20 protein-coding genes are annotated in these 20841 nt (G+C 70.1%); 11 read left to right on the top strand and 9 right to left on the bottom strand.

Features of this window, described 5'->3' with window-relative positions; all coding sequences use genetic code 11:
* Positions 1-113 precede the first annotated feature (113 nt).
* From AB0398_RS32685 to AB0398_RS32670, 4 genes are all read right to left on the bottom strand, one after another.
* Positions 114-401: a DUF6510 family protein gene (locus tag AB0398_RS32685; RefSeq protein WP_366379298.1), complete on the bottom strand. Its 288-nt coding sequence runs from the start codon at positions 399-401 to the stop codon at positions 114-116.
* A gap of 56 nt (positions 402-457) precedes the next feature.
* Positions 458-1192, bottom strand: coding sequence for an FAD-binding oxidoreductase (locus AB0398_RS32680; RefSeq protein WP_366379297.1), 735 nt, complete (start codon positions 1190-1192; stop codon positions 458-460).
* Entirely contained in the window at positions 1189-1794 is a 606-nt protein-coding gene (locus AB0398_RS32675) for a sulfite oxidase-like oxidoreductase (RefSeq protein WP_366379296.1), read from the bottom strand. Before AB0398_RS32675 ends, AB0398_RS32680 begins: the two co-directional genes overlap by 4 nt.
* Positions 1795-2005: 211 nt before the next feature.
* The gene (locus AB0398_RS32670) at positions 2006-2983 is read right to left on the bottom strand and encodes an alpha/beta hydrolase (protein WP_366379295.1); all 978 of its coding nucleotides are present in this window, start codon (positions 2981-2983) and stop codon (positions 2006-2008) included.
* Between the two features lie 626 nt (positions 2984-3609).
* Between AB0398_RS32670 and AB0398_RS32665 the strand changes: the two genes are divergently transcribed.
* The 6 genes from AB0398_RS32665 (at position 3610) to AB0398_RS32640 (ending at position 8998) form a co-directional block, all read left to right on the top strand.
* On the top strand, positions 3610-4020 hold the full coding sequence (locus AB0398_RS32665) for a zinc-binding dehydrogenase (RefSeq protein ID WP_366379294.1): 411 nt from the start codon (positions 3610-3612) through the stop codon (positions 4018-4020).
* A 419-nt stretch (positions 4021-4439) separates the two neighbouring features.
* On the top strand, positions 4440-5684 hold the full coding sequence (locus AB0398_RS32660) for a cytochrome P450 (RefSeq protein ID WP_366379293.1): 1245 nt from the start codon (positions 4440-4442) through the stop codon (positions 5682-5684).
* A gap of 75 nt (positions 5685-5759) precedes the next feature.
* Positions 5760-6767 carry a hypothetical protein gene (locus AB0398_RS32655; protein ID WP_366379292.1) on the top strand — a complete coding sequence of 336 codons (1008 nt, stop codon included), beginning with the start codon at positions 5760-5762 and terminating at the stop codon, positions 6765-6767.
* Positions 6731-7453, top strand: coding sequence for an SDR family oxidoreductase (locus tag AB0398_RS32650; RefSeq protein WP_366379291.1), 723 nt, complete (start codon positions 6731-6733; stop codon positions 7451-7453). The genes AB0398_RS32655 and AB0398_RS32650 overlap by 37 nt, the downstream gene beginning before the upstream one ends.
* A 633-nt stretch (positions 7454-8086) precedes the next feature.
* Complete coding sequence (locus tag AB0398_RS32645) at positions 8087-8209, top strand: hypothetical protein (protein ID WP_366379290.1); 123 nt, start codon at positions 8087-8089, stop codon at positions 8207-8209.
* Between the two features lie 246 nt (positions 8210-8455).
* Positions 8456-8998, top strand: a complete 543-nt coding sequence (locus tag AB0398_RS32640) for a LuxR C-terminal-related transcriptional regulator (RefSeq protein ID WP_366379289.1) — start codon at positions 8456-8458, stop codon at positions 8996-8998.
* On the opposite strand, the gene AB0398_RS32635 is transcribed toward AB0398_RS32640, so the two are convergent.
* Together AB0398_RS32635 and AB0398_RS32630 are read right to left on the bottom strand one after the other, a co-directional pair.
* Positions 8961-9392 (bottom strand): carboxymuconolactone decarboxylase family protein, encoded by a 432-nt coding sequence (locus tag AB0398_RS32635; RefSeq protein ID WP_366379303.1) that lies wholly within the window; start codon positions 9390-9392, stop codon positions 8961-8963. The genes AB0398_RS32640 and AB0398_RS32635 overlap by 38 nt on opposite strands.
* Positions 9393-9534: 142 nt before the next feature.
* Positions 9535-10857, bottom strand: coding sequence for a pyridoxal phosphate-dependent aminotransferase (locus tag AB0398_RS32630; protein WP_366379288.1), 1323 nt, complete (start codon positions 10855-10857; stop codon positions 9535-9537).
* A gap of 489 nt (positions 10858-11346) precedes the next feature.
* Here AB0398_RS32630 and trpD point away from each other — a divergent pair, with 489 nt between their 5' ends.
* From trpD to AB0398_RS32605, 5 genes are all read left to right on the top strand, one after another.
* Positions 11347-12354, top strand: a complete 1008-nt coding sequence (gene trpD, locus AB0398_RS32625; RefSeq protein WP_366379287.1) for an anthranilate phosphoribosyltransferase — start codon at positions 11347-11349, stop codon at positions 12352-12354.
* Positions 12355-12595: 241 nt separating this feature from the next.
* Entirely contained in the window at positions 12596-14062 is a 1467-nt protein-coding gene (locus tag AB0398_RS32620) for a tryptophan 2,3-dioxygenase family protein (protein WP_366379286.1), read from the top strand.
* Between the two features lie 113 nt (positions 14063-14175).
* On the top strand, positions 14176-15474 hold the full coding sequence (locus AB0398_RS32615; protein WP_366379285.1) for an aminotransferase class III-fold pyridoxal phosphate-dependent enzyme: 1299 nt from the start codon (positions 14176-14178) through the stop codon (positions 15472-15474).
* Positions 15471-16847: an amidase family protein gene (locus tag AB0398_RS32610; RefSeq protein ID WP_366379284.1), complete on the top strand. Its 1377-nt coding sequence runs from the start codon at positions 15471-15473 to the stop codon at positions 16845-16847. Before AB0398_RS32615 ends, AB0398_RS32610 begins: the two co-directional genes overlap by 4 nt.
* An 8-nt stretch (positions 16848-16855) precedes the next feature.
* The gene (locus tag AB0398_RS32605) at positions 16856-17713 is read left to right on the top strand and encodes an arylamine N-acetyltransferase (protein ID WP_366379283.1); all 858 of its coding nucleotides are present in this window, start codon (positions 16856-16858) and stop codon (positions 17711-17713) included.
* A gap of 29 nt (positions 17714-17742) precedes the next feature.
* Here AB0398_RS32605 and AB0398_RS32600 read toward each other — a convergent pair whose 3' ends face one another.
* Genes AB0398_RS32600 through AB0398_RS32590 form a run of 3 tightly spaced genes read right to left on the bottom strand, consistent with a single transcriptional unit; the run spans position 17743 to position 20810 of the window.
* On the bottom strand, positions 17743-18747 hold the full coding sequence (locus tag AB0398_RS32600; RefSeq protein WP_366379282.1) for a zinc-dependent alcohol dehydrogenase family protein: 1005 nt from the start codon (positions 18745-18747) through the stop codon (positions 17743-17745).
* A 10-nt stretch (positions 18748-18757) separates the two neighbouring features.
* Complete coding sequence (locus AB0398_RS32595; RefSeq protein ID WP_366379281.1) at positions 18758-19558, bottom strand: HisA/HisF-related TIM barrel protein; 801 nt, start codon at positions 19556-19558, stop codon at positions 18758-18760.
* Between the two features lie 10 nt (positions 19559-19568).
* Entirely contained in the window at positions 19569-20810 is a 1242-nt protein-coding gene (locus AB0398_RS32590) for an FAD-dependent oxidoreductase (RefSeq protein WP_366379280.1), read from the bottom strand.
* Between the last annotated feature and the right edge of the window lie 31 nt (positions 20811-20841).

The raw sequence follows: 20841 nt of genomic DNA, 5'->3' as shown, positions 1-20841 counted from the left end.
CTCCTCCGATTCGTCGGAACATGGCCCGCTCCGGTTCCGGGGTGGGTTCGCGAGCTGTTCGAGCCCGCGCGTGTGTGGCTCCCGGGTGGTGGCGGGCCTGCGGGGTTCCGGCTCTACGAGGGGGAAGGGGGCAGCGCGAACCGGAAGACGCCCTGGCCGTTCCCCAGCTGGAGCCAGAGACGGCCGGGCTGGGTGACGACGCGCAGGGCGAGCTGCGCGCATCCCGGACAGCGGCCGGTGAGGCCGGGTCCGGGGCCAAAGACGTGCAGCTGGCCGACCGAGGAGGCGATGCGGCAGTCCGGGCACGTCCACCAGGCCGTGGTGGGATCGAGCGCGAAGACCTGGGCGAGCGGACCGGCGAGGCAGTTGCCGTCGAGATGGTGGACAGGTCGCTGGTTCACGGTGGTGTCCCTCGGATCGCGGGGAGGCGGGCAGGGCGGATGTGCGCGCGCCCGGCTCAGCCGAAACGTTCGGTGCGGATGGCGGCCGACGGATGACCGCGGGACTGGAGGAGGGCGGCGGCGTGTTCGACGAAGCCGGTCGGCCCGCAGACATAGCAACGGGTCTCCGGAGACGCGGACAGGCCCTCCAGGTCGTCCGGTGCGAGGCGGTGGGCCGGACGTTCCTCGCCCGAGGGCGCCTGGCGCGTGTAGAGGACGCGGACGTCCTCGGTGCCTGCTGGGTCGGCAAGCTCCGTCGCGTACCAGAGTTCGCCCAGGTCGCGTACGGAGCAGACGAGCGCGCAGGGATCGATGGAGGCTCTCGCCGCGCGCCGGGCGCGGAGCATCGCCATGAGGGGAACGACGCCGCAGCCGCCCGCGACGAGGAGCAGCGGGCCCCGGGTCTCCGGCGTCCACACGAACCATCCGCCCAGCGGTCCCTTGACCTCGACCTCGGCTCCGACGGGCAGGTCCTCGTTCAGGTACGGGGAGACCTCGCCGCCCGGTGCGGTCTGCACGCCGAGCTCGATCGTCTCGTCGGCGGCGGGTGCCGCCAGCGAGTAACTGCGGACGGCCTGGTAGCCGTCGTCTGCGGTCAGACGCACGTCGAGGTGCTGGCCGGGCCGGTGGCCGGACCAGCCGGGCACCTCGAAGCGGAGGGTGCGACCGGTCGTCGTCTGCTCCCGGCGTGCGGTCAGCCGAGCCCGCCGCCAGCCGCCCGCAGCACTCGGACCGGTCGTGGGGGTGCTCACCGGTCGCCCCGGTAGCGCTGCTCGCGCCAGGGATCGCCGTAGTCGTGGTAGCCGGCCCTCTCCCAGAATCCCGGCTCGTCATGGGTTGTGAAGCGCAGGCCCTTGACCCATTTGGCGGACTTCCAGAAGTACAGGTGCGGGATCAACAGCCGAGCCGGGCCGCCGTGGTCCGGAGACAGCGCGTAGCCGTCGAAGGAGTGAACGAGCCAGGCCTTAGCTCCCGTGACGTCCGCACGGGGCAGGTTGGTGGTGTAGCCGTCGAAGGACTCCGCGACCACGTACCCGGCGGAGGTCCCCACCGCGTCGGTCAGCACGTCGAGGGAGACTCCCTCCCAGCGTGTGTCGAACTTGGACCACCGCGTCACGCAGTGGATGTCGACGACCGGCCGCTCCTGCGGCAGCGCCCTCATCTCGTCCCAGGTCCAGCTCCGGCTCTCGCCGGTATCGCCGGTGACGGTGAAGGACCAGCGGTCCGTGGGCACGTGCGGGGTCGGACCGGCGGAGAGCACCGGGAACGACTCCGTGGGGTACTGGCCCGGGGGCAGTCGCTCGACGAGGCTTCGGTTGTTCCGGCCGTGGAAACCGGGCGACAGACTGGCCATCGGAACTGCTCCTCCGTTCGAGGGCGGCCGCCCGCTCGCGGTCGAGGCCGGACCTGGGCGCGGCGCGAGACCGAGGGCTCCGGCCGGAAGGCGGCTGAGGGGCGTCCCCGGGGCCGCCGCGGGCGGTCCCGGGGACGGGGCGCGGCAAGCGGGGACCGGCCCCGGGGGCGGGGTGCGGCAAGCGGGGACCGGCCCCGGGGGCGGGGTGCGGTCAGCTGTCGTGCAGGGCCGTGCGCAGGGCGTCGACGGCGAGTTTGCGCGCCACGTTCGCCGCGCGGGTGTCGCGCAGGCTGTCCAGAAGCAGGAAGTCGTGGACCATACCGGCGACCCGGACCGAGGTGACGTCGACTCCGGCCTCACGGAGCTTGTTGGCGTACTTCTCGCCCTCGTCACGCAGGACGTCCGCCTCGTCGGTGATGACCAGAGTCGTGGGCAGGCCCCTGAGCTGGTCGAGCGTCGACCGCAGCGGGGAGGCGTAGTGCTGCTTCCGCTCCTCGGGGTCGGTGGTGTACGCGTCCCAGAACCACTTCATGCCGTCGCGGGTGAGGTAGTAGCCCTCCGCGAACTGCAGGTACGACGGCGTGTCGAAGTCGGCGTCGGTGACCGGGTAGAGCAGGACCTGGGCCTTCAGGTCGAGGCCGTCCTCGCGCTCCTTGTTCATCAGCGCGAAGACCGCGGACATGCAGCCGCCGACGGACTCGCCGGTGACCGCCACGCGCGAGGTGTCCATGCCGTGGTCGGCGCCGTTCTTCCGCACCCACTGGCCCACTGCGTAGTTCTGCTCCACCTGGGTGGGGTACTTCGCCTCCGGCGCGCGGTCGTACACCGGGAAAACACCTACCGCACCGGCGCCGACGACGAGCTCGCGGAAGAGGCGGTCGTGGGTCTTGTCGTCACCGAAGACCCAGCCGGCCCCGTGGATGTAGACGACCACGGGCAGCGGGCCGGTGACGCCCTTCGGGCGGATGATCCGGGTGCGGACCGTGCCCCACTGGCCGGCGTCCACCTCCACCCACTCCTCGTCGACCTCCGGGCGCGGCACTCCCTCGCCGCTCTGCAGACCGGCGAGGATGTCGCGGCCCTGCTCCGGGGGGACCTCGTAGATCCGCGGGTGCGGATCGGTGGCCTCGGCCAGTTCTCTGGCGGCCGGCTCGAGGTAGGGGGTGACGGGCGGGGGAAGCTGCGTCATTCTGCACTCCAGGATGTGGGTGGCCCCGGGATGGGGCACGGTCCCCCCTCGGCGATCTCCCCGTAAACCATCCTGCCCGCTCGGGGCGACGGCGCAAGCCGACCTCCGCTCCAAGGAGGGCGGTGGCGGGACGGGTCGTCCATCCCCGAACGCGGACGCCCCGTCTCCGCGATACCGAAGGCCATGCGCGAGCGGGACGCGTCTCGGTGAGCGACGCCCCCGTAAGCGACGCTCCGGGCTTGATCGTCACGCCGTCGGTGCCGTCCTGCGCAGGACGCGGCCGGGGCGGGCCCGGGTCGGCTCGCCGTCACGGAGCACTGGCTCACCGGCCACGAGCCCGTCGCGTACTGACACGGCTCGGCGTAGGTGGACTGGTCGGTGATCCGGTCAGGGTCCAGGACGACGAGGTAGGCGACCTGCCCTGGCGCCACGGTGCCGCGGTCGGACAGGGGGAAGCGGGACGTGGGCAGGGAGGTCATCTTGCGGACGAAGCAGGCGAGTTCGAGGACGCCTCGGTTCCGGGTGCAGTGCCCCAGGGTGCGGGCGAAGGCGCCGGAGTTGCGGGGGTGGGGGCGCCCGTCGCCGGGGGCGTGCAGCACCTAACCGTCGCAGGCCACGGCGGCGGCATGTCCGAGGCGCTGATACAACTCGTCTCCGCTGCGGGGTTCCGGTGCGGGGCCACCGGTCACTCACCGGCCAACCGGGAGGCCGCCCGCGCCTTCGACCCTGAAACGGCCTTCCCCACGGGAGCGCCGCTGCCCGCACCGGTGGATGCCGTGATGGAAAGCGTGGGCAGGGCCGCCCGGAGTCCCTCCCTCAGGGCCCTGCGACCGGGCGGCACCGTCGTCGTCACCGGCGCAACGACCGGGACCGATCCTCCAGCCCTGCTCAACCGCATCCTCCGGCAGGAGTTGTGCGTCCTGGGATCCACCTCCGGATCACCAGGAGAACTGAAGCAGTTCATCACCTTCGTGCGGCACGAGCACCTCAAGCCCACCGTGTCACTCCGACTGCCCTTCGCCCGGGCCATCGAGTGATTCTGATCGATGGCCCGGGCGAAGTGAGCGGAGGCATCTCGCTGACCGGGCGGCCCATGGGCAGAACATCGTCATTGTCGTCACACCATCACCTCCGGTGACTTCGCCGGCGATCAGTTGATCTATGAGATCGTTCCCGTCAACACCGATCTGCTGGAGTGCCCCACCATCGGCATCGATCTGGTCGCCGGTCCCGCCAGCATCACGGTCCTCCCCGTGGAAGCGCTCTGGGTCCTCGGCTTCCGGAACGACGCCCCTGCGGACGACCGGGACGCGGGGATGTCACAAGATCTACGGCCGACGCGGAGGCACATCGGCCGGAATCAGCGGTAGACGAAGCGGTAGCCAGGTGTTGTCCTGGCAACCGGGGCGCCGACGCGCCCGCGTCCGGCCCCCCTTCTCGACGCCGGAGGTGCAGCATGGATCCGGACAACGACCTCCCGAGAACCGAAGCGGTGCCTCACGGCATCCCCAGGACCGTGCAGCTACCGAAGGATCTGTCCCGACTGAACGACCCCTTCCCACTGCTGACCGAACTGCGTCACATCGCCCCGGTGGTACGAGCCCGTCTGCACGACCGTTGGAACGTATGGCTCGTCACGTCGTACCAAGCCGCTCGGCACGTGCTGCTGGACACCGAAACGTTCCGCAGCGACCACTCATGGATCGCCGCCGCCGACGCGAAGTACGTGTCACCCATGCGGATGGGGCTGCTCGACTGGGATCCGCCGCTGCACACCGAGGCCCGTCGTCTGGTTCGGCCCGCTTTCGCCCCACCCGCCGTGCGCGACTTCGCCGACCAGGTGCGTCGCCGCTGTCCGCCGCTCCTGCAGGCGTTGCCCCCGGTGGGGACCGCCGACCTGGTGGCGGAGGTGATCGAGCCGTTGGTCAACAGTGCTGTGGGCACCTTTCTCGGAGTGCCGTGGGACGAGGCCCTGGGCCGCGGAGCCGCCGCGCTCATCGCCCCCGTCGACGACGACACGGCGAGAAAACATGCCGCTCGCGCCCGCGACGCTCTCGCGGCCCATGTCGACGCGTGTCTGAGCGAGTCGTCCAGGCAGCGCACGAGCCTCCTGGCACGCATCCTGACGGAAGGCGGTCCCGGCAGCCCGGAGAGCTGGCTACCCCGTGGTCAGGTGGTGCTGCAGATGTTCGTCGCCGGACGACAGAGCACCGTGGACTTTCTGGCCACGCTGATTCGGGGCCTGACCGGGACAGGGACCCTGGCGCGGCTCCGCGACCCGGGAGCGCCGCTCACTAGTACCGTGGAGGAGTACCTGCGTCACGACGGCCCGATCGTACGCGGCGTATGGAGGTTCGCCGCCCGGGACGGCCACATCGCGGGCACTCCGGTCGCGCGGGGTGACACGGTCCTGGTGTCCCTGGCCGCTGCCAACCGCGACCCCGCCGTCTTCGACTGTGCCGACCAGGTGGCACCACTGGGCCGTCCTCACCCACATCTAGGATTCGGCGCCGGCCCGCACCATTGTCCGGGAGCACCGCTCGTCCGGGTCATGGCCGGGACGCTCGTGACGGAGCTGGCCCGTCGCTTCCCCCGGATGAGTCTCGCTCCGCAGCAGCGGGACGGCTGCACGACGGACAGCGTGTTCCGGGGGCCGCGCGCCGTGTACGTACGTCCGGGCGGCGAGGACGCCGACGCGTGACGACGCACGTCAGGACCGCCGACATCTCTCCGACGTCTGAGAATCCGCATCCGGCCATCCGCACAGGAGAAAATCATGCGACGTGTCAAAATGACCTGGCCACGTCTGGACATCAGCGTCACAGCCCGTCTCGACGAGGCCCGCAACCCCGGGCTCGCCGACATCTGGTGGCGCATGCTGCCCTACAGGAGCATCCAGAGCCACGCCGTCGTCGCCGACGGTCACATGTATCACCTCGCGCCGGACATCAACGCGGTCTTCGCGGAGCGCCAGACGCTCGAGGACCGCACGGACGCCCCGGACGGCAGCGTCTACCTGACCCGCCTGCAGCACCTGCTCATCAAGTACGCCCCGGTCCTCGAACCGACCGTCTGCGCCCGCGTCGCGCAGGTCGAGGACGCGGACGTCCCGGCCCTGGCCACGGTGGCACGGCGCTGCTGGGAAGCCGTCTACCGCGGACCGGGTTACTTCGAGGTCGAGGTCGCACAGGAAGGCCCCCCGTCCGGGACAGGCCTCGGGCTGCCACCCAGCCACGACGCCGAACAACCAGCGGTCCGTGACCTCGTCGGTGACATGCGCCTGGTCACCGAGCGCATCTGGCTGACTCCCGCGCCCGAAGTGGTCGACCTGCATGGCGGGAGGGTGCCGCTGGGCAGCCGCGGCCAGTACTTCTCGACCATGGTCTACGTCAACGGGGAGATGCGAACCCTCGGCTCGACCACGCTGAACCCCCTGGCCCGCGCCGCCCACGACCCCCAGACAGACCTCGCGGGCCTCCTCGCGCTGACCCGCCCGCTGACCGAACTCCAGGCGGAGTTCCTCGGGCACTGCGGCTTCCGCGCACTGCGGAGCCTGTTCGACCGTGTCTACGCAGTGCTTCCGCAGGTGCGCTCGAAAGCCGACTACGGCGCACTGATCGCGGAACTCGCGCTGCACGTCAACTGCCTCCGGCGATGGAACCTGCACTTCTTCCCCTGGCACCACGGTGACGAGCACCGCTGGACGGACGCGCTCTCGGCCAGGGAGCGGCAGGCCGGGGGCCGGTGGTGGACCTGGGACTCGAAGGCCGCGTCTTCGTCCTGACCGGTGCCACCGCCGGACTGGGCTACGCGGCCGCCTTCGCCCTCGTGCACGAGGGCGCCCGCGTAGTGGTGTCCTCCCGTTCTCCAGCACGCGTGGAGGCCGCGGTGTCCCATCTGGGCCGGCAGGCCGTGGGCGTGGCAGCCGCGGTCGAGGATCCGGCCACGCCGACCCTGCTCGTCCGAACCGCACTGCGCCACTACGGGCGCCTGGACGGTGCTCTGCTGGCGACCGGGCCGAGCGCTCGGGGCCGCGTGTGCGATGCCACAGACGAGCAGTGGCGGGCCCACTTCGACCACCTCTTCCTCGGCCTGCTGCGCACGGCCACCACCGTGGCCGGCCACCTGCCGAGCGGCGGCGCCATCGCCTTCGTGCTGTCGACCTCGGCACGCCGTCCCCTACCGGATTTCGGCCTCTCCGACGGACTTCGCCCCGGCCTGGCCATGGCGGCCCGGCAGATGGCCGCAGAGCTGGGACCGGACGGCATACGGGTGCTGAGTCTCGTCCCCGGACGCTTCCCCACGCCCGGCTCTCCCCTGAGCCCGGACGAGAGCTGCGCGGACATACCGCTGAGCCGCTTCGGGACACCTGAGGAGTTCGGCAAGGTCGCTGCCTTCTCCCTCTCCGCCGCAGCCGGCTACGTCACCGGCACGGAGATCGTCATCGACGGTGGCAAGCTGCGCTGCTGAGACGACAGCGCGATACGGCGGCCGGGGATCGTGACGACCTGCTGGGACGCGTGGGCGGTACCGCGCCGTGCCGACGTCATCGAAGCGTCCGTCTGCCCGCCTACGGTGGTCACCACAGCGGTGCCTCGAACCGGCTGCCTACGCGGCGCCGGCGCCTCACGCTTGTCCGGCTCACCGCGCGCCGACCGTCCTGCAGAGACGCAGGAGCGGCGTCGGCGCGCCGGTCGACAGGCCAACGGTGACACTGACGGCGAGCGCGGGCACGGCGAGGTGGATGGAGGGCCGGGGTGTGGTGCAGGGGACGGGCGGGCCCGGCCTGCGAGGCGGGCGCGCCTCGGTGGCGCTCACCCCCGCTCCTCTGGCCGGTTCACCGTCGGTCAGGACGTCCTGGAACTCGTCGATCAGAACCGGCCCGGCCCTTGAGTGCCCTCGGCGGGCCCGAGAGAGCCGGGGGCAGTCGTACGGGAGCAGGCCACGGGTGAGATCACTGTCTGCGCCAAGGACGTCGGCTGCCTGCTGGGGGACGACACAGACACGTACGGCGCGTCCTACCAGAAGACGTTCGGTGAGTTCGCCCGCTCCCACCGCGGCCGGCCGGTCGGTCGGTCGGTCGGTCGGTCGGTCGGGGAGATCGTGCCGCTGCTGCGCGCGGCCGCTGCTGCCGCCCTCTTCGGTTTCACCGGGCTCGATCTCGTCGAGCAGGCCGAGGCCATCCGCACCGGCCGCCCCTGCCACCTGCGCGTCACCGTTCGCTGAACCCGGCCGTCCCACTGCCCTCGACACTCAGCTCCCCCTCGCCGGGACCATCCAACTGCACTGCCTGCTGGCCGTCCTCGGTACGGTCAAGGGCTATGGCCGCCCTTCCATCCCGTGACGCGCGGCGACGCCCCCTCACCTGGGTGAGCCGATGTCACTCTTGTTCGTGCCCCGGCCCAGCCGAGGTCAGAGAGGACGCGGGGCCACGAGGGCCAGGACGACGAGGTTGCCGCAGAACCCGTCTTGATGGCGAACCAGCAGACCGGATTCATGGTGAGTGGCGGGGGGAACGAAAAAGACAGGTCCCTCGACTGTGCCCGACTTTCCACTCAGGTGCTTTCGGACGGCGGTGGACGATCAGTGGTGCATACTTCCCCCGAACCTGGCGCACACAACAAAAACAATGCCCAGGAGGGCGAGGTCCTCGCTCTCCTGTTACGCGTCATCGATGCTCTGGCGGCTCTGGAACGGAGTCAGGAACAGCTCGTACGTGAGCTGAGGTATCTGCATCCGGCCGCGGAGGGCGACGACGACGTGGTGGATGAGCGGGTGGGTGTCGGTTTCACCGACTGGTGCAGAGCGTCCGGTCTGACGGAACGGGAGAGCCAGACACTGGCAGCGCTACTCACTGGGGCGACCAACCGGAAGATGGGACGCGATCTCGGTGTCACCGAGCGGACGGTGAAGAACACCCTGCACTCGGTGTACGTGAAGCTCGGGGTGTCGGGACGGTCGGAGGCGATCAGCAGGACTATGGCGCATCTGGTGAGGCGCCGGGGCTGCTCGTAGCGTCTGGGCCCGGGTAGGCGCGGTGGTCCGGACGCCTCTTCGGTGGTGCGTCCTGCGGTTCCGCCCGGTGCGCGGGGGGATCGGTGCGTCCTGGCACTGGTTCCACGAGTTCCCGGAGGATTTCCAGCGCGGTGATTGCGTGAGGAAAGCCCGCATAGGGCAACGTCTGCAGAATGGCCTCGGAGACTTCCTCCCGGCCCAGGCCCGCGTGGAGGGCCGAGTCGATGTTGGCGCGTGTCGCGGTCACCGGAGCCCCTAGGGCCGTGAGGGCTCCGAGCCGGACGAGAGCTCGCTCCCGCAGAGGCAGGACGGTCCGCGCCCATACGTCCGCGAAGGCGAAGCCCAGTAACAACTCCTCGAAGTCCGGGGCCACCTCACGCAAGTTGTCGGTCATATCACCGCCCAGCCAGGGGGAGAGCAGGTGCATCATGGCGCGGCCGCGTGCGAGCCGGTCCATGGGATCGTTCATTGTCACTCCTCGTGTTCATGGCACCGGCTTCGCCGGACCGTTTCTTCGTACGGGGCCGGGCGGGGCGTCAGCGGCCGGTCGCCGAACCGCCTTGCCACGTCAGTCCGGCGGCCACCATGCGCTGCACGGCCTGGGTCAGGGTTCGTGTCGCCGGTCCCAGGAAGAGGCGGAGCTGGTCCTGTCCGGTTACGGGGAGCGCGCCCGGAGTGGTCATGTGCCCCTCTCCCAGGAGAACGCCGCTGCGGCGCAGGCAGAAGGAGCGGTAGGGCCCGCCCGTTCGGGCGTCGTACCAGGGAGGCGTGCGCATCAGGAGGTAGGGGCCGCACGGGCCGATGAAGAACGCGTCCTGCGGGTAGCCGAGTTCCCCGGTGAGGTGCCGGGCCATGTGGGCTCGTTTGAGGGCGTACTCCCCGCGCTGTCGGGCCAGGTAGTCGTCGCTCTCCCGGCTCCCGAGCCAGGACGCCATGGCTGCCTGGAGGGGGACGGAGGAGACGAAGCCGTATTCGGGAAGGAGCCGTCCCAGCAGGTCTTCCAGCACGGCTGGAGGTCCCGTCAGCGCACCGATTCCCCAGCCGTTGCAGTGGAACTGCTTGCTCAGGGAACGCACCGCTAACCACGGCGGACGCCGTGCCGCAGGAAGGGCACCGAACTCCTCCAAGAGGATCCGCAGAGCGGAGACCGGGGTCACTTTCGGGTCATGCAGAGCGTAGTACGCGTCGTCGACGAGGACGCCGCTTCCCACTTCCAGTGCCGCGCGGATCATCGCGCGTACGGTGTTCTCGGTCCAGTTGGCGCCGGTCGGGTTGTGCTGGGCGTTGACGACGAGGAGGAGCGGGCCCGAGGTTTCCGCCCGCGCCTTCCTCAGGACGCGCGCGACGTCGCCGGGGTCGGGCCGGTATTCCGCCTCGGGATCGAGAGGGAACCGGTGGACGTCGTAGCCGAGCGCTCCGAAGACTCCCGGGTAGTCCCATCCGGGTGAGGAACACACCACGGCCGGCCGGGCGCCCGGCTCACGGGACCGATCGGTCATGAGCCGTCCGAAGTGGAACATGGCGTTGCGGGTCCCGCCGTGGGAAACGGCCACGTCGTACTCCTCCCCTAGTCGGGCCGACGGGGGCAGCCGGTGCTCGGCGGGAATGCGGGAGCGCAGCATCCGCCTCAGCGCGGGGAGACCGTAGGGGCTGAGGACGTAACCGTGAGCGTGCGGCGGAACATCCCTGCCGAGGGCGGTGACCAGCCCCGGAGCGGCCCCGTTCCAGGTCTCCCCCAGGCTGAGATAGATGATGTCGGCCACCTTTCTGCCGGCCGCGGTCGCTTCGCGGAGCAGTTCCGTGTCCTCATAGGGGTTGTAGAGGTCACCGTCCCTGACCATGCTCTCCGGCACGCTCATGTCGTGTCTCCTTCCGTTGAGTCCGTGGCGTTCCTGCCCCGTGGGGAAACGGGAACGGCCGCGGTGGGAGGTCGGCACGCGAAGGACCGGCCGGGGAGGGGGTCGTGCGGCGTATGTCGTCCCACCGGTGTCGCGCCGTTTCAGCGGCCGCAGTTTCCGGTTGACCGGGTTCCTGCCTTCCATGTGGGGACCCGGCCGGTACCTTTGGCCGGGCCGGGCGGTACCCGCCGGCACGCGGCACGGAGACGTGTCCCATGGCGTCCACCGGCCGCACGGCCGGTGCGTGGGCGAACCGGCGCGCGGGTACAAAGCCGGAGGATCCATGCGGTGAGTACCGGGGCGACCTGGCCGTGCCTGCGGCCGCCCGACGCGCTGAAGACGCGGAAGGACGCACAGCCCGCAAAGAGGCTTTCCGGGCTGGACCGGGTGCGTGACGTGGAGGGGACCGCCTCTGTCACAGACCCGCCGATGGCCGGAAGGAAGTCGCTCATGTGGGAAGCTCTCAACCGACTGGCCCAGCGTCGCGATCTGCAGGATGTGGAAGCGAGACGCGCCATGTCGTCGGTGATGCTGGGCGAGGCGTCGTCCCTGCAGGTGGCCGGCCTGGCCATGGGGATGGCGGGGAAAGGGGTCACTGCGGGTGAACTCGCCTCGTTCGTAAGGACGGTGAGGGAGTTCTCAGAGCCCTTCCCCGGCCCTTCCGAGGTGCTCGACACCTGTGGCACGGGAGGTGACAGACACGGCACGTTCAATATTTCGTCCACGGCGGCCGTCGTCGCGGCGGCCTGTGGCGTGCCCGTCGCCAAACATGGCAGTCGGAGCGTCTCCTCCCTGTGCGGTAGCGCCGATGTCCTCGAAGCGCTAGGAGTGAACGTCGAGTTGTCCCCCGGGGCAGCGGCCCGCTGCCTGGAGGAGGCGGGCATCACCTTTCTCTCGGCCACGGTGTTCCACCCCGCCTTCAAGCACGCCATGGGGCCGATACGGGAACTGCGGGTTCGGACCGTGTTCAACCTGCTGGGTCCCCTCTGCAATCCCGCACGGGCGGAGTACCAGATCATAGGAGTGCCTGACGAGGACGCGTTCGAGTTGCTGGCCGATGCCCTGGAGCTCCTCGGGGCCGCCAATGTGATGGTCTTCTGTCCACGGGATGGTTTGGACGAGCTGAGCACTTCGGCGTCCGCCCGGGTGGTGGAGATGAGAGAGGGCCGAACCCGGCGTTATGTGTTCGACCCGGCCGCGCTGGGACTCGCCGCGGCGGCACCCGGTTCGCTCACGGGCGGAACACCGGAGCGGAACGCCGAGCTGACGCGCAGGGTGCTGGCTGGAGAGCGAGGACCGCGCCGCGACATCGTTCTGCTCAACACGGCGGCGGCGCTGCGGATCGCGGGCGGGTACGAGGACTGGGGCCAGGCGATGGCGCGCGCCGCCGAAGCCATCGACGACGGAACCGCGCACGACGTACTCGGCCGGTGGGCACGGGTGTCGCAGTCCCGGTAAACGCTCCCGGTGCGGAAATTCCTGATCCGGTGGCACCGGAAACCCGGACGGGACTTCCGTGGGTCCGGTGCGCAGTTATGTTCCGGTTTCCCATAGGAGGGACTCGAGAGGAAACAGGAAACCACTGGTGCGGAATACGACGCAAGATATCCAAAAAATAATCGAAATGGATTTACATGTCCCCGCGCACGGCGTAGGAAGGAAGCGGAATCCCTTCGGGCAATAATGTGTGGGGCACGTCATGCGAATGGTCGAATCAACATCCGAGGACCAGTGCGTTGCCGAACGGTGGATGAGGGAGTACCTCACCAGGGAGCACGAGGACCTGGGGCGCGAAGGAGCGGTGTGCCCATTCGTCGGGCCCGCTCTGGAGGCGGGGGCGATCCGGACGGAGAGCCTTCGCGCGGAACCCGCGGACGGCACGGAGGAACTGGTGGGGTCCCTGCGCGACCGCCTACAGCACTTCCGGAACCTTCCGGTTCCGGAAGGAAAGGAATCGCTCACCGCGCTGGTGGTCCTGATACAGGGCCTCCCACGGCACCGCTGGCGTCTGCTCGACACGGCGCAGCGGCGTCTGAAACGGGAGGCCGTGCGGGAGGGCCTGATGGTGGGGCAGTTCCATCCCGACTGCCCGGAACCCGCTCACTGGAATCCCTCCTTCGCGGTGTCCAGGTCGCCGCTGCCGCTCGTGGCGGTCCGGCACATGGCCTTCCACGACATCCTTTTTCTGCACACGGACCCGGTTCTGTTCGCCGAGTACCGGAGGAGGTTCGCAAGCCGGTACGAGGACGGCGGGAAAGTGCCGCAGAAGTTCCGGACTCTGTACGAAGGAGCGCCCAGGCTTCCTGCCCCGACCGGCAACTCGTACATCGACTACCAGAGCGTCACCCTGCTCCACGCCCTGCACCAGCCTCGTACGGCGCACCAGGCGGAATCCTCCTTCTACCTGGCCGGACAGGCCAAGGAACTCCTGTTCTCGCTGGTCCTGGGAGAGGTGCGTGCCGCTCAGGAGGGGATCGCCGCCGATGACCTGGGCCGGTCCTCCTGGCACGTGCGGCGGGCCACCGCCGGATTCCGGCTCCTCGGTGAGTTCTGGGAGCTGTTGTCCACCCTGTCGCCGGCCGAGTTCCATTCTTTCCGGGACGCGCTCGGGGACGCCTCCGGCAGCGGTTCCTACAAGTACCGCGAGCTGGAGTTCGCGCTCGGCGTCGCGTCTCCTTCCGCGGCCGTGGCAGACGAGGGGGTGCCCGGGGTCGAGACCGAGGTGTACCGGGCCCTGCACGACGCGAGCCTCTACGACGACGCGCTGGGCCTGTTGGTACGACGGGGGCTGCTGAGCTCGGGGGCTCTGGAACCGGACCGCGACGTGCCGGCGATCCGTGACGCCTGGGCGGGGATCCATCGCGAGGAGACCGTCTCCGGTGAGCTGCTGCGCTGGGCGGAGGCACTGATGGATCTCGCCCAGGCCTTCGGCAGGTGGCGGTGGCTCCACCTGCTCACCGTGGAGCGGATTATCGGGTACAAGCCGGGGACGGGCGGCACCACCGGCGTCGCGTGGCTTCGTCACGTCGCTTCCCAGCACGCCTTTCCCGAGCTGTGGGAAGCGCGTTCTTTCCTGGAAGGCGGCTCCATCGGTGGTTGTCCCGCCTCCCCCCGCTCCCCCTTCGATCCCCGACCGGGCACGTCACAGGAGCAGGAGCGGAAATGAACCGTCAGGACGTAGACCAGAGGATCCGGGAAACCTACGAACGCGCGACCCCCGCCTCCGCCGCCGCCTCGCGCCGCGCGGCACGCTCGCTGCCAGGCGGCGACACCCGTTCGATGACGTGGTTCGCCCCCTATCCCCTGTTCCTCGTACGGGGGGAGGGCACACGGGTCCAAGACGCCGACGGGCACTGGTACGAGGACATGATCGCCAACTACGGGGCCCTGGCTCACGGTCACAACCATCCGGCACTGGTGGCGGCCGTCACCGGACAGATGGCCCGCGGCACCGCACCGGGCGGTCCGGTTCCGCTCCAGTACGAACACGCGGAACGACTGCGCGCCCTCAATCCCTCCCTGGAACGCGTCAGGTACTGCAACAGCGGTACGGAGGCGACCATGTGGGCAGTTCGTACCGCGCGCGCGTACACCGGCCGCGACCTGATCGTGAAGATCGACGGCGGCTACCACGGGACCCATGAGTGGGGACAGGTCAACGCTTTCTTCGCCCCGCACCGGACCGCTCCGGCGCGTTTCACTGGGGCGTCCGAGGCGCGACTGGCATCCGGTGTCGCCCTGTCGACCGCTATCGACGTCGTGGCGATACCGTACAACGACCTCCCCGTCGCCGCGTCGGTCCTGCACCGGCTGGGCGAGCAGGTCGCCGCCGTGGTCGTAGAACCGGTTCTCGGCGTCGGCGGCGGCGTTCCCTCGGCGCCCGGTTACCTCGCCGGGCTGCGGCGTCTCACCCGGGAGACGGGTGCCCTGCTCGTGCTCGACGAGTGCGCCACTCTCCGGCTCGGCCCCTGGCAGGTCAAACACGGCGTCGTCCCCGACCTGACCACCCACAGCAAGATCGTCGGAGGCGGGCTGCCCCTGGGCGTCTTCGGCGGACGCGAAGACATCATGGCCCTCTTTGACCCCTCCGGTTCCCAACCCGTCTACCACGCCAGCGCCTTCGGAGGAAACAGCCTCTCCCTGGCCGCCGGAGCAGCTGCCCTCGACCACTTCGGTGCGGACGAGATCGCCCATCTCGACCTCCTGGGTCACCGGCTGCGCGCGGGACTGGACGCGGCGGCCGCTTCGGTGGGGGTGGCGGGCCGGTCGGTGGGAGAGGGCGGTCTCAGCTACTTCCACTTCGGGAGCACCCCCCCGCGCGACGCGGCCGACACCGCCCGTCTTCGCGAAGGCAGGGCGGAGTTGCGGTCGTTGCTGCACCTCAGTCTCCTGCACGCCGGTTTCCTCACCGCCCCGCACGGTCTATTGTGCCAGCACGTGTCGACCTCGCCGGAAAGCGTGGACGCCCTCGTGGACGCCTACGGCAATGCCCTCGACGACCTGCGCCCCTACATCGCCGTCCACCATCCGGAATTGCTGGAGAAGGACACCGTCCCCACTCGCCGGGACGCGCCGTGAGCCGCCCGTCCGAACCTGCGGACTGGACGCTCGCACAGGCCGTCGCACACCTGCGGACGGGTCGCACCACCCCTGCCGCCTATCGTGAGGCTCTCGCCGCCCGTACCCATGAGCACGCGTATCTCAACGCATACCTCCACGAGACGTTCCAAAGTCACGAAGCCGGACGCGACGGTCTCCTGTCCGGTGTGCTCCTCGCGGTGAAGGACAACATCGACGTGGCGGGTGTGCCCACCACGGCAGGTACTCCGGCTCTGCGGGAACACCTCCCTTCTCACTCCAGCACGGTCTGGGAGCGCTGCGCGCGGGCCGGTGCCGCTCTGGCGGGAAAGACCGCGCTGCACGAGCTGGCCTACGGCACGACCGGTCATCACGCCCTGGGGCCGCCCGCGCTCAATCCCTGTGCGCCGGACCATCTGGCCGGCGGCAGCAGTTCGGGGACCGCCGCGGCCGTCGCCGCGCACTTCGTGCCGGCGGGCCTGGGCACTGACACCGGGGGCTCTGTCCGCATCCCGGCGGCGCTCTGCGGCATCGTCGGGTTCCGGCCCACCCTGGGCAGGTACCCGGCGGACGGGGTGGTACGTGTCTCCACCAGCCGGGACACGGTCGGCGTGATGGCCCGCGACGTTCACGACGTTCGCCTGCTCGACCGGGTCCTGACCGGTTCCCAGGCCCGTGCGAGCACGCCGCCTCCCCGGGTCCCCCGGGCCGTGCTTCCCGCTCCTCTCTGGCAAGACCTCGACCCGCGGGTCGAACAGGTCTGCCGGGCCGCCTGCGAACGGCTGAGCGCCGCGGGCTGGGAACTGGTCGAACGCGCATTGCCCGGTTTCTCCTGGCACGGCGTACTGCGAAGCGCGACCCTCGTCCCCGCGCGTGAGACCCGCTGCGCCCTCGCCGGCTATCTCGCCCGCCACTCCGGCGCGCCCGAGGTGGACGAAGTACTGCGCGCGGTGTCGGGCGAGGACGTCCGCGAACTCGTCCTGCCACTGCTCGGAGGCGGTGGGCCGGACCGGAACGCCTACGAAGAGGCCCTGCACCGCGCCCGACTGCTGGCGAGTCGGCTGGACGCCCTGAGAGGTCGGGAGGGAGCGCACGTGCTGCTGGCGCCGACGACCACGCTTCCGGCTCCCGGAAAGGACGTGCGCACCACCCTGGTCCTCCCCTGGGGCGAGGCGTCCGCCTTCCTCACCTATATCCGTAACACGGCGGTGGCGGCCGTGACGGGGAGCCCGTCCATAACGGTCCCGGCCGGCCGCACCGGCACCGGTCTCCCCGTGGGCCTGCTCCTGGACGCCGCCCCGGGCGCGGACACGAGGCTGCTCGCCGTCGCCGAACGGGCGGCCGGCGTTCTTTCCGGGCGGGAGGGCGTGTGACTCCGGACATGTACGACGACGGTCTGCCCTCACCCTGGGGCCGCGAGCAAGTGGACCTGAGCGTGTACGCACGGCGGATCGGCCTGCGCGACCTGGGCTCCGGTGATTCCGTGGAGAGGCTGCGTGCCCTCCACCGAGCGCACGTGGGCGCCATCCCGTTCGACAACCTCGACCTCGTCGCCGACGTCCCGGTCGGACTCGGCCCCGCGGAGATTCTGCGGAAACTGAGTGGTCCACGGGGCGGCTGTTGCCACGAGCACAACCTGCTGTTCGGCTGCGTCCTGGAACACCTGGGCTATCGTGTGGACAGAATCGCCGCACGGGTGCGGCTGGGCGGTGAGGGACCGCGCCCCCGCACCCACATGGCACTGCGCGTTCGGCGAGGCACTCACACATGGCTGTGCGACGTCGGGTTCGGTGTCAAGGGCTTCCTCGAACCGCTGCCCTTGTACGACGGCGCGACGTCCCACCAGCTCGGCCAGACCTTCCGTGTCCGTGCCCTGTCGTCCCCCTTCTGGACCGTCGAGGTGTACCAGGAGGGCCACTGGACGGCGCTCTACCACTTCACCCTCGAACCCCAGCAGCCCGTGGACTTCGTCGTCGCACACCACTTCCTGGCCACCCATCCGCGCTCGATGCTGCGCAGGACTCCGCTGCTCCAGCTGACCACTCCAGAAACGCGCCTGCACCTGCGGGGACTCGACCTTCTGGAAATACGGGCAGGTGTACAGCACACGCGCAGGCTGACCCGCATGTCGCTGGAAGCGGATCTGGCGTGCTTCGGCATCCGTCTGCCCCCAGATCGGCTGAGCGACCTCGAACGGCGCCTCTTTCCCCTCCCGCTGGAGGGAAAAGAGACACCGTGACGCGGCCGTACATCCGCTTTGCCGGAGCCTCAGCCGATCAGGACCGCCTTGGAACGGTGTCCCGCCTCCCGACTGTGCCGCACGGCGGCCCGGACATCCGAGAGGTCGAACGTCTCGGCATCGGGGACCTCGATCGTGCCGTCGGCCAGTTGGGCGGCGGCCTGCGCCATCATGCCGCCGACCTCTCCGGGAGTGAGTCGTGACAGGTGCTCGGGAAGCCAGAAGCCCGTCATGGTGATTCCGCGGAACAGGAGGTCCTCCGGGCGGACGGTGACGGGCAGGCCGGACAGGAGCCCGTAACTGACGAACCGGCCGCGCGGACGCAGTACCCGGAGCGACAGGTCGGCGACTGGGCCACCGACGGCGTCCACCACGGCGCGGATGCCCCGGGCTGTGGCAATCTCCGAGAGCTGCCGTTCCAGGGCGGGTTCGTCCTCGCGCAGGACGGCGAAAGCGCCGGTCTCCATGAGGGACCGCCGATGACGCCGGTCGCGCACCAAGGCCACGCAGCGCACGCCTTTCAGGTGGGCGAGACGGATCATCATCCGTGCGACCGAGGAAGCGGCCGCGGTGAACAGGACGAGATCTTCCGGCTCCACGGCGAGGCTTTCAAGCAGGAGGTTGGCGGTGACGGGGTTGACGGTCAGCTGGCAGGCCGCGCCGTCGCTCAGCTCCGGGGGCACGGGGTGGGCGTCCTGGTGGTCCGCGACGACGTACTCGGCCCAAGTGCCCGGAGCCGAGAGGGCCACACGCATGCCCACTGGGTGACAAGCGTCCGGTCCGGCCCGGTCGATCACGCCGACTCCCTCGAACCCGACGGGAGCCGCCGCGTGGACGCCGTCGGGGTGGAGTCCCGGGACGAAGGAGGCGGGCCTCCCGTAACGGCCCTCCACCAGGAGGAGGTCCGAAGGGTTGACGGGCCGGGCGAGCATGCGCACGCGCACCTGGCTGGGGCCAGGTTCCGGAACCGGGCGGTGGGCGAGGACCAGCACGTCGGCGGGATCGCCGTAGTGGGCGAAGACGATCTGTCGCACGGCCGGGTTCCTAGCCGAGACCGGTACGGAAGGAGGAGTGGGCGAGGAGGTGGTCGCGGATCTCCCGGACACTGTGGGTGCCCCGGTGGACCATGGCGTTGACCAGGACGTAGGTGGAGTCCCCCGCACCGAGGGCCTCCTGGAGGTGGTCGAGACCGCCGCAGCCGCCCGACGCTATGACAGGAAGGCCCGAGGCGGTGGCGACGGCCCGGACCAGCTCCAGGTCGAAGCCGGCTCCGGTGCCCTCCCGGTCGATGTTGTTGGCGAGGATGGCGGCCACGTTCAGTTCGGCGAGTTGCCGGGCGACGTCCGCGGCGTCGCGTCCGGTGCTCCGTTCGCCGTCGTGGACGTAGACCTGCCACTGGCCTGGCCCGGCGGACCGGCAGTTGACGACGCCCATGAGACGGTGGGCACCATACGCCTCGGCGACCTGCGTCACGGTGTCCGGCTTCTCGATCAGGGCGGTGCTGACGGAGAGGACATCGGCTCCTGCCTCCAGGAGTCCGCCGGCGTGCACCGCGGATGGGATGTCACCGTGGCCTACGGAAACCAGCAGGCTCATCCCGGTCGTGCTGAGGTCGCGCAGCAGGCCGGGGAGATAGTCGACGGCGTCCCAGGGGTCGAACACGTCGAGGAAGAGTTTCTGCGCGCTGCCGGAGGCGTACGCCTCGGCGATGGCCAGGACATCGCCGGGATCGGTCAGATGGGGAATGCCGCTCGGTTCCGTGGCGCGGCCACGGGAGACGTCGATGCAGGGGATGACCAGATCGCCTATGTGGGAGTGCTGGTCATGGAAGACGGGCCGGGACATGGGAGACCTTTCACGTGTCGTCGAGGAGCTGGGCGAGTCGCCTGCTCCGGGGGGCTAACTGGCGGGCGACCGCGATGGCGCTGCCGAGGGCGTTTTCGAGGGTGTTGACGGGTGCGGTGACGTGACCGGCGAGGAAGATGCCGCCGTCCCCCTGGGAGCGCAGGAGTTCCCTTTGTGCTTTCAGCATGCCGGGAGTTGGTTGCACCGTCCGGAAGTCCGCCGAGGCGAGGGGGGTGCGGGGGCGGGGTTTCCTGTGGGTCACCTGGCTGACGAATAGGTCACCGTTCTTCGTGGGGTGCCAGTCCGTGGTCTCCGCCCAGGGGCCGTGGACGGTGACGGTCGAGGGCGCCCAGGTGTCGCGGTCCACGGGCATGTGGCAGGGGTCCAGGTGCGCCTGGTAGAGGAGGGGGCGGTAGGCGTAGGACGCCAGTCGCGCTCGCAGGGGGCCGAAGTGTGGGGACAGGATTCGTACGGCTTCGTCGGCGGGCACAGCGAGGACGAGGGCATCCACCCGGTAGCGGCGCCCGTTCGTGTCGGTCAGTTCCGGTTTCCCTCCGTGCCGGTCGACCATCCGCAGGGCGGTGCCAAGAGCCAGTTGGACGCGGGATGAGCGCGATACCAGGTGCTGGGCGAGCGACTGCATGCCGCCGCGCAGCCGGCAGCTCACCGGGGCCGGCGCGGCGGGATCCTCGGCCCACAGCTCTCCCACGGCACGGGCCGACAACAGGCCGGCTTCCTCCAGGGTGCAGCCGAAGGTCGAGGCTGGCAGGGAGTACACCGCCACCTCCTTCACGTGCTGGGACAGGTCGAAGTCCTCGACCATCTCCCGCAGCGGTACCTCCCAGTCGAGGTGTGCGCTTTTCCAGTGGTGCGCCTGCTCAGCCAGGAGGGCCGCCGCCCGCACGGCCTCCTCGCAGCGCACGGGGGCGAACGGGGAAGCGGTGCAGCGGGAGCCGTCCGTCTCCCCGCGGTCGCTCAGGAGGAGGCGCCCAGAAGGGAGGGGCAGCCATTGCCCGCGGTCCAGGCCGAGCACCCCGGAGAGCCGCGCGACCAGGGAGTCCGGGTCCAGGGGGACCGCCCGCACCCCCAATTCCACGGCTTCGGGCATGCGCACCGGGTCTGGGGGGAAGAACGTGCGAAGATTTCCTCCCGGATTTGCCCGCTCCTCCAGGAGGAGGACATCGTGCGACTCCTCCAGAAGCCACGCGGCGGCCAGTCCTGCTATGCCCGCCCCGGCGATGGCGATACGCATTCGTTCCCTCAGATCGAAGGTGGAAAGGTCC

This window comes from Streptomyces sp. NPDC086147, assembly GCF_040702165.1.
In the GTDB taxonomy this organism is placed as follows: Bacteria; Actinomycetota; Actinomycetes; order Streptomycetales; family Streptomycetaceae; genus Streptomyces.
Note: the sequence above shows the minus strand (reverse complement) of the source record. Positions and strands in the feature narration are given on the sequence as shown.

Coding starts and splice junctions, on each gene's coding strand:
- AB0398_RS32590 (WP_366379280.1), bottom strand. CDS start 20,810: ATGCGTATCGCCATCGCCGGGGCGGGCATAGCAGGACTGGCCGCCGCG.
- AB0398_RS32640 (WP_366379289.1), top strand. CDS start 8,456: ATGGCGAACCAGCAGACCGGATTCATGGTGAGTGGCGGGGGGAACGAA.
- AB0398_RS32660 (WP_366379293.1), top strand. CDS start 4,440: ATGGATCCGGACAACGACCTCCCGAGAACCGAAGCGGTGCCTCACGGC.
- AB0398_RS32595 (WP_366379281.1), bottom strand. CDS start 19,558: ATGTCCCGGCCCGTCTTCCATGACCAGCACTCCCACATAGGCGATCTG.
- AB0398_RS32670 (WP_366379295.1), bottom strand. CDS start 2,983: ATGACGCAGCTTCCCCCGCCCGTCACCCCCTACCTCGAGCCGGCCGCC.
- AB0398_RS32605 (WP_366379283.1), top strand. CDS start 16,856: ATGTACGACGACGGTCTGCCCTCACCCTGGGGCCGCGAGCAAGTGGAC.
- AB0398_RS32665 (WP_366379294.1), top strand. CDS start 3,610: ATGTCCGAGGCGCTGATACAACTCGTCTCCGCTGCGGGGTTCCGGTGC.
- AB0398_RS32615 (WP_366379285.1), top strand. CDS start 14,176: ATGACGTGGTTCGCCCCCTATCCCCTGTTCCTCGTACGGGGGGAGGGC.
- AB0398_RS32655 (WP_366379292.1), top strand. CDS start 5,760: ATGCGACGTGTCAAAATGACCTGGCCACGTCTGGACATCAGCGTCACA.
- AB0398_RS32635 (WP_366379303.1), bottom strand. CDS start 9,392: ATGACCGACAACTTGCGTGAGGTGGCCCCGGACTTCGAGGAGTTGTTA.
- AB0398_RS32675 (WP_366379296.1), bottom strand. CDS start 1,794: ATGGCCAGTCTGTCGCCCGGTTTCCACGGCCGGAACAACCGAAGCCTC.
- trpD (WP_366379287.1), top strand. CDS start 11,347: ATGTGGGAAGCTCTCAACCGACTGGCCCAGCGTCGCGATCTGCAGGAT.
- AB0398_RS32630 (WP_366379288.1), bottom strand. CDS start 10,857: ATGAGCGTGCCGGAGAGCATGGTCAGGGACGGTGACCTCTACAACCCC.
- AB0398_RS32620 (WP_366379286.1), top strand. CDS start 12,596: ATGCGAATGGTCGAATCAACATCCGAGGACCAGTGCGTTGCCGAACGG.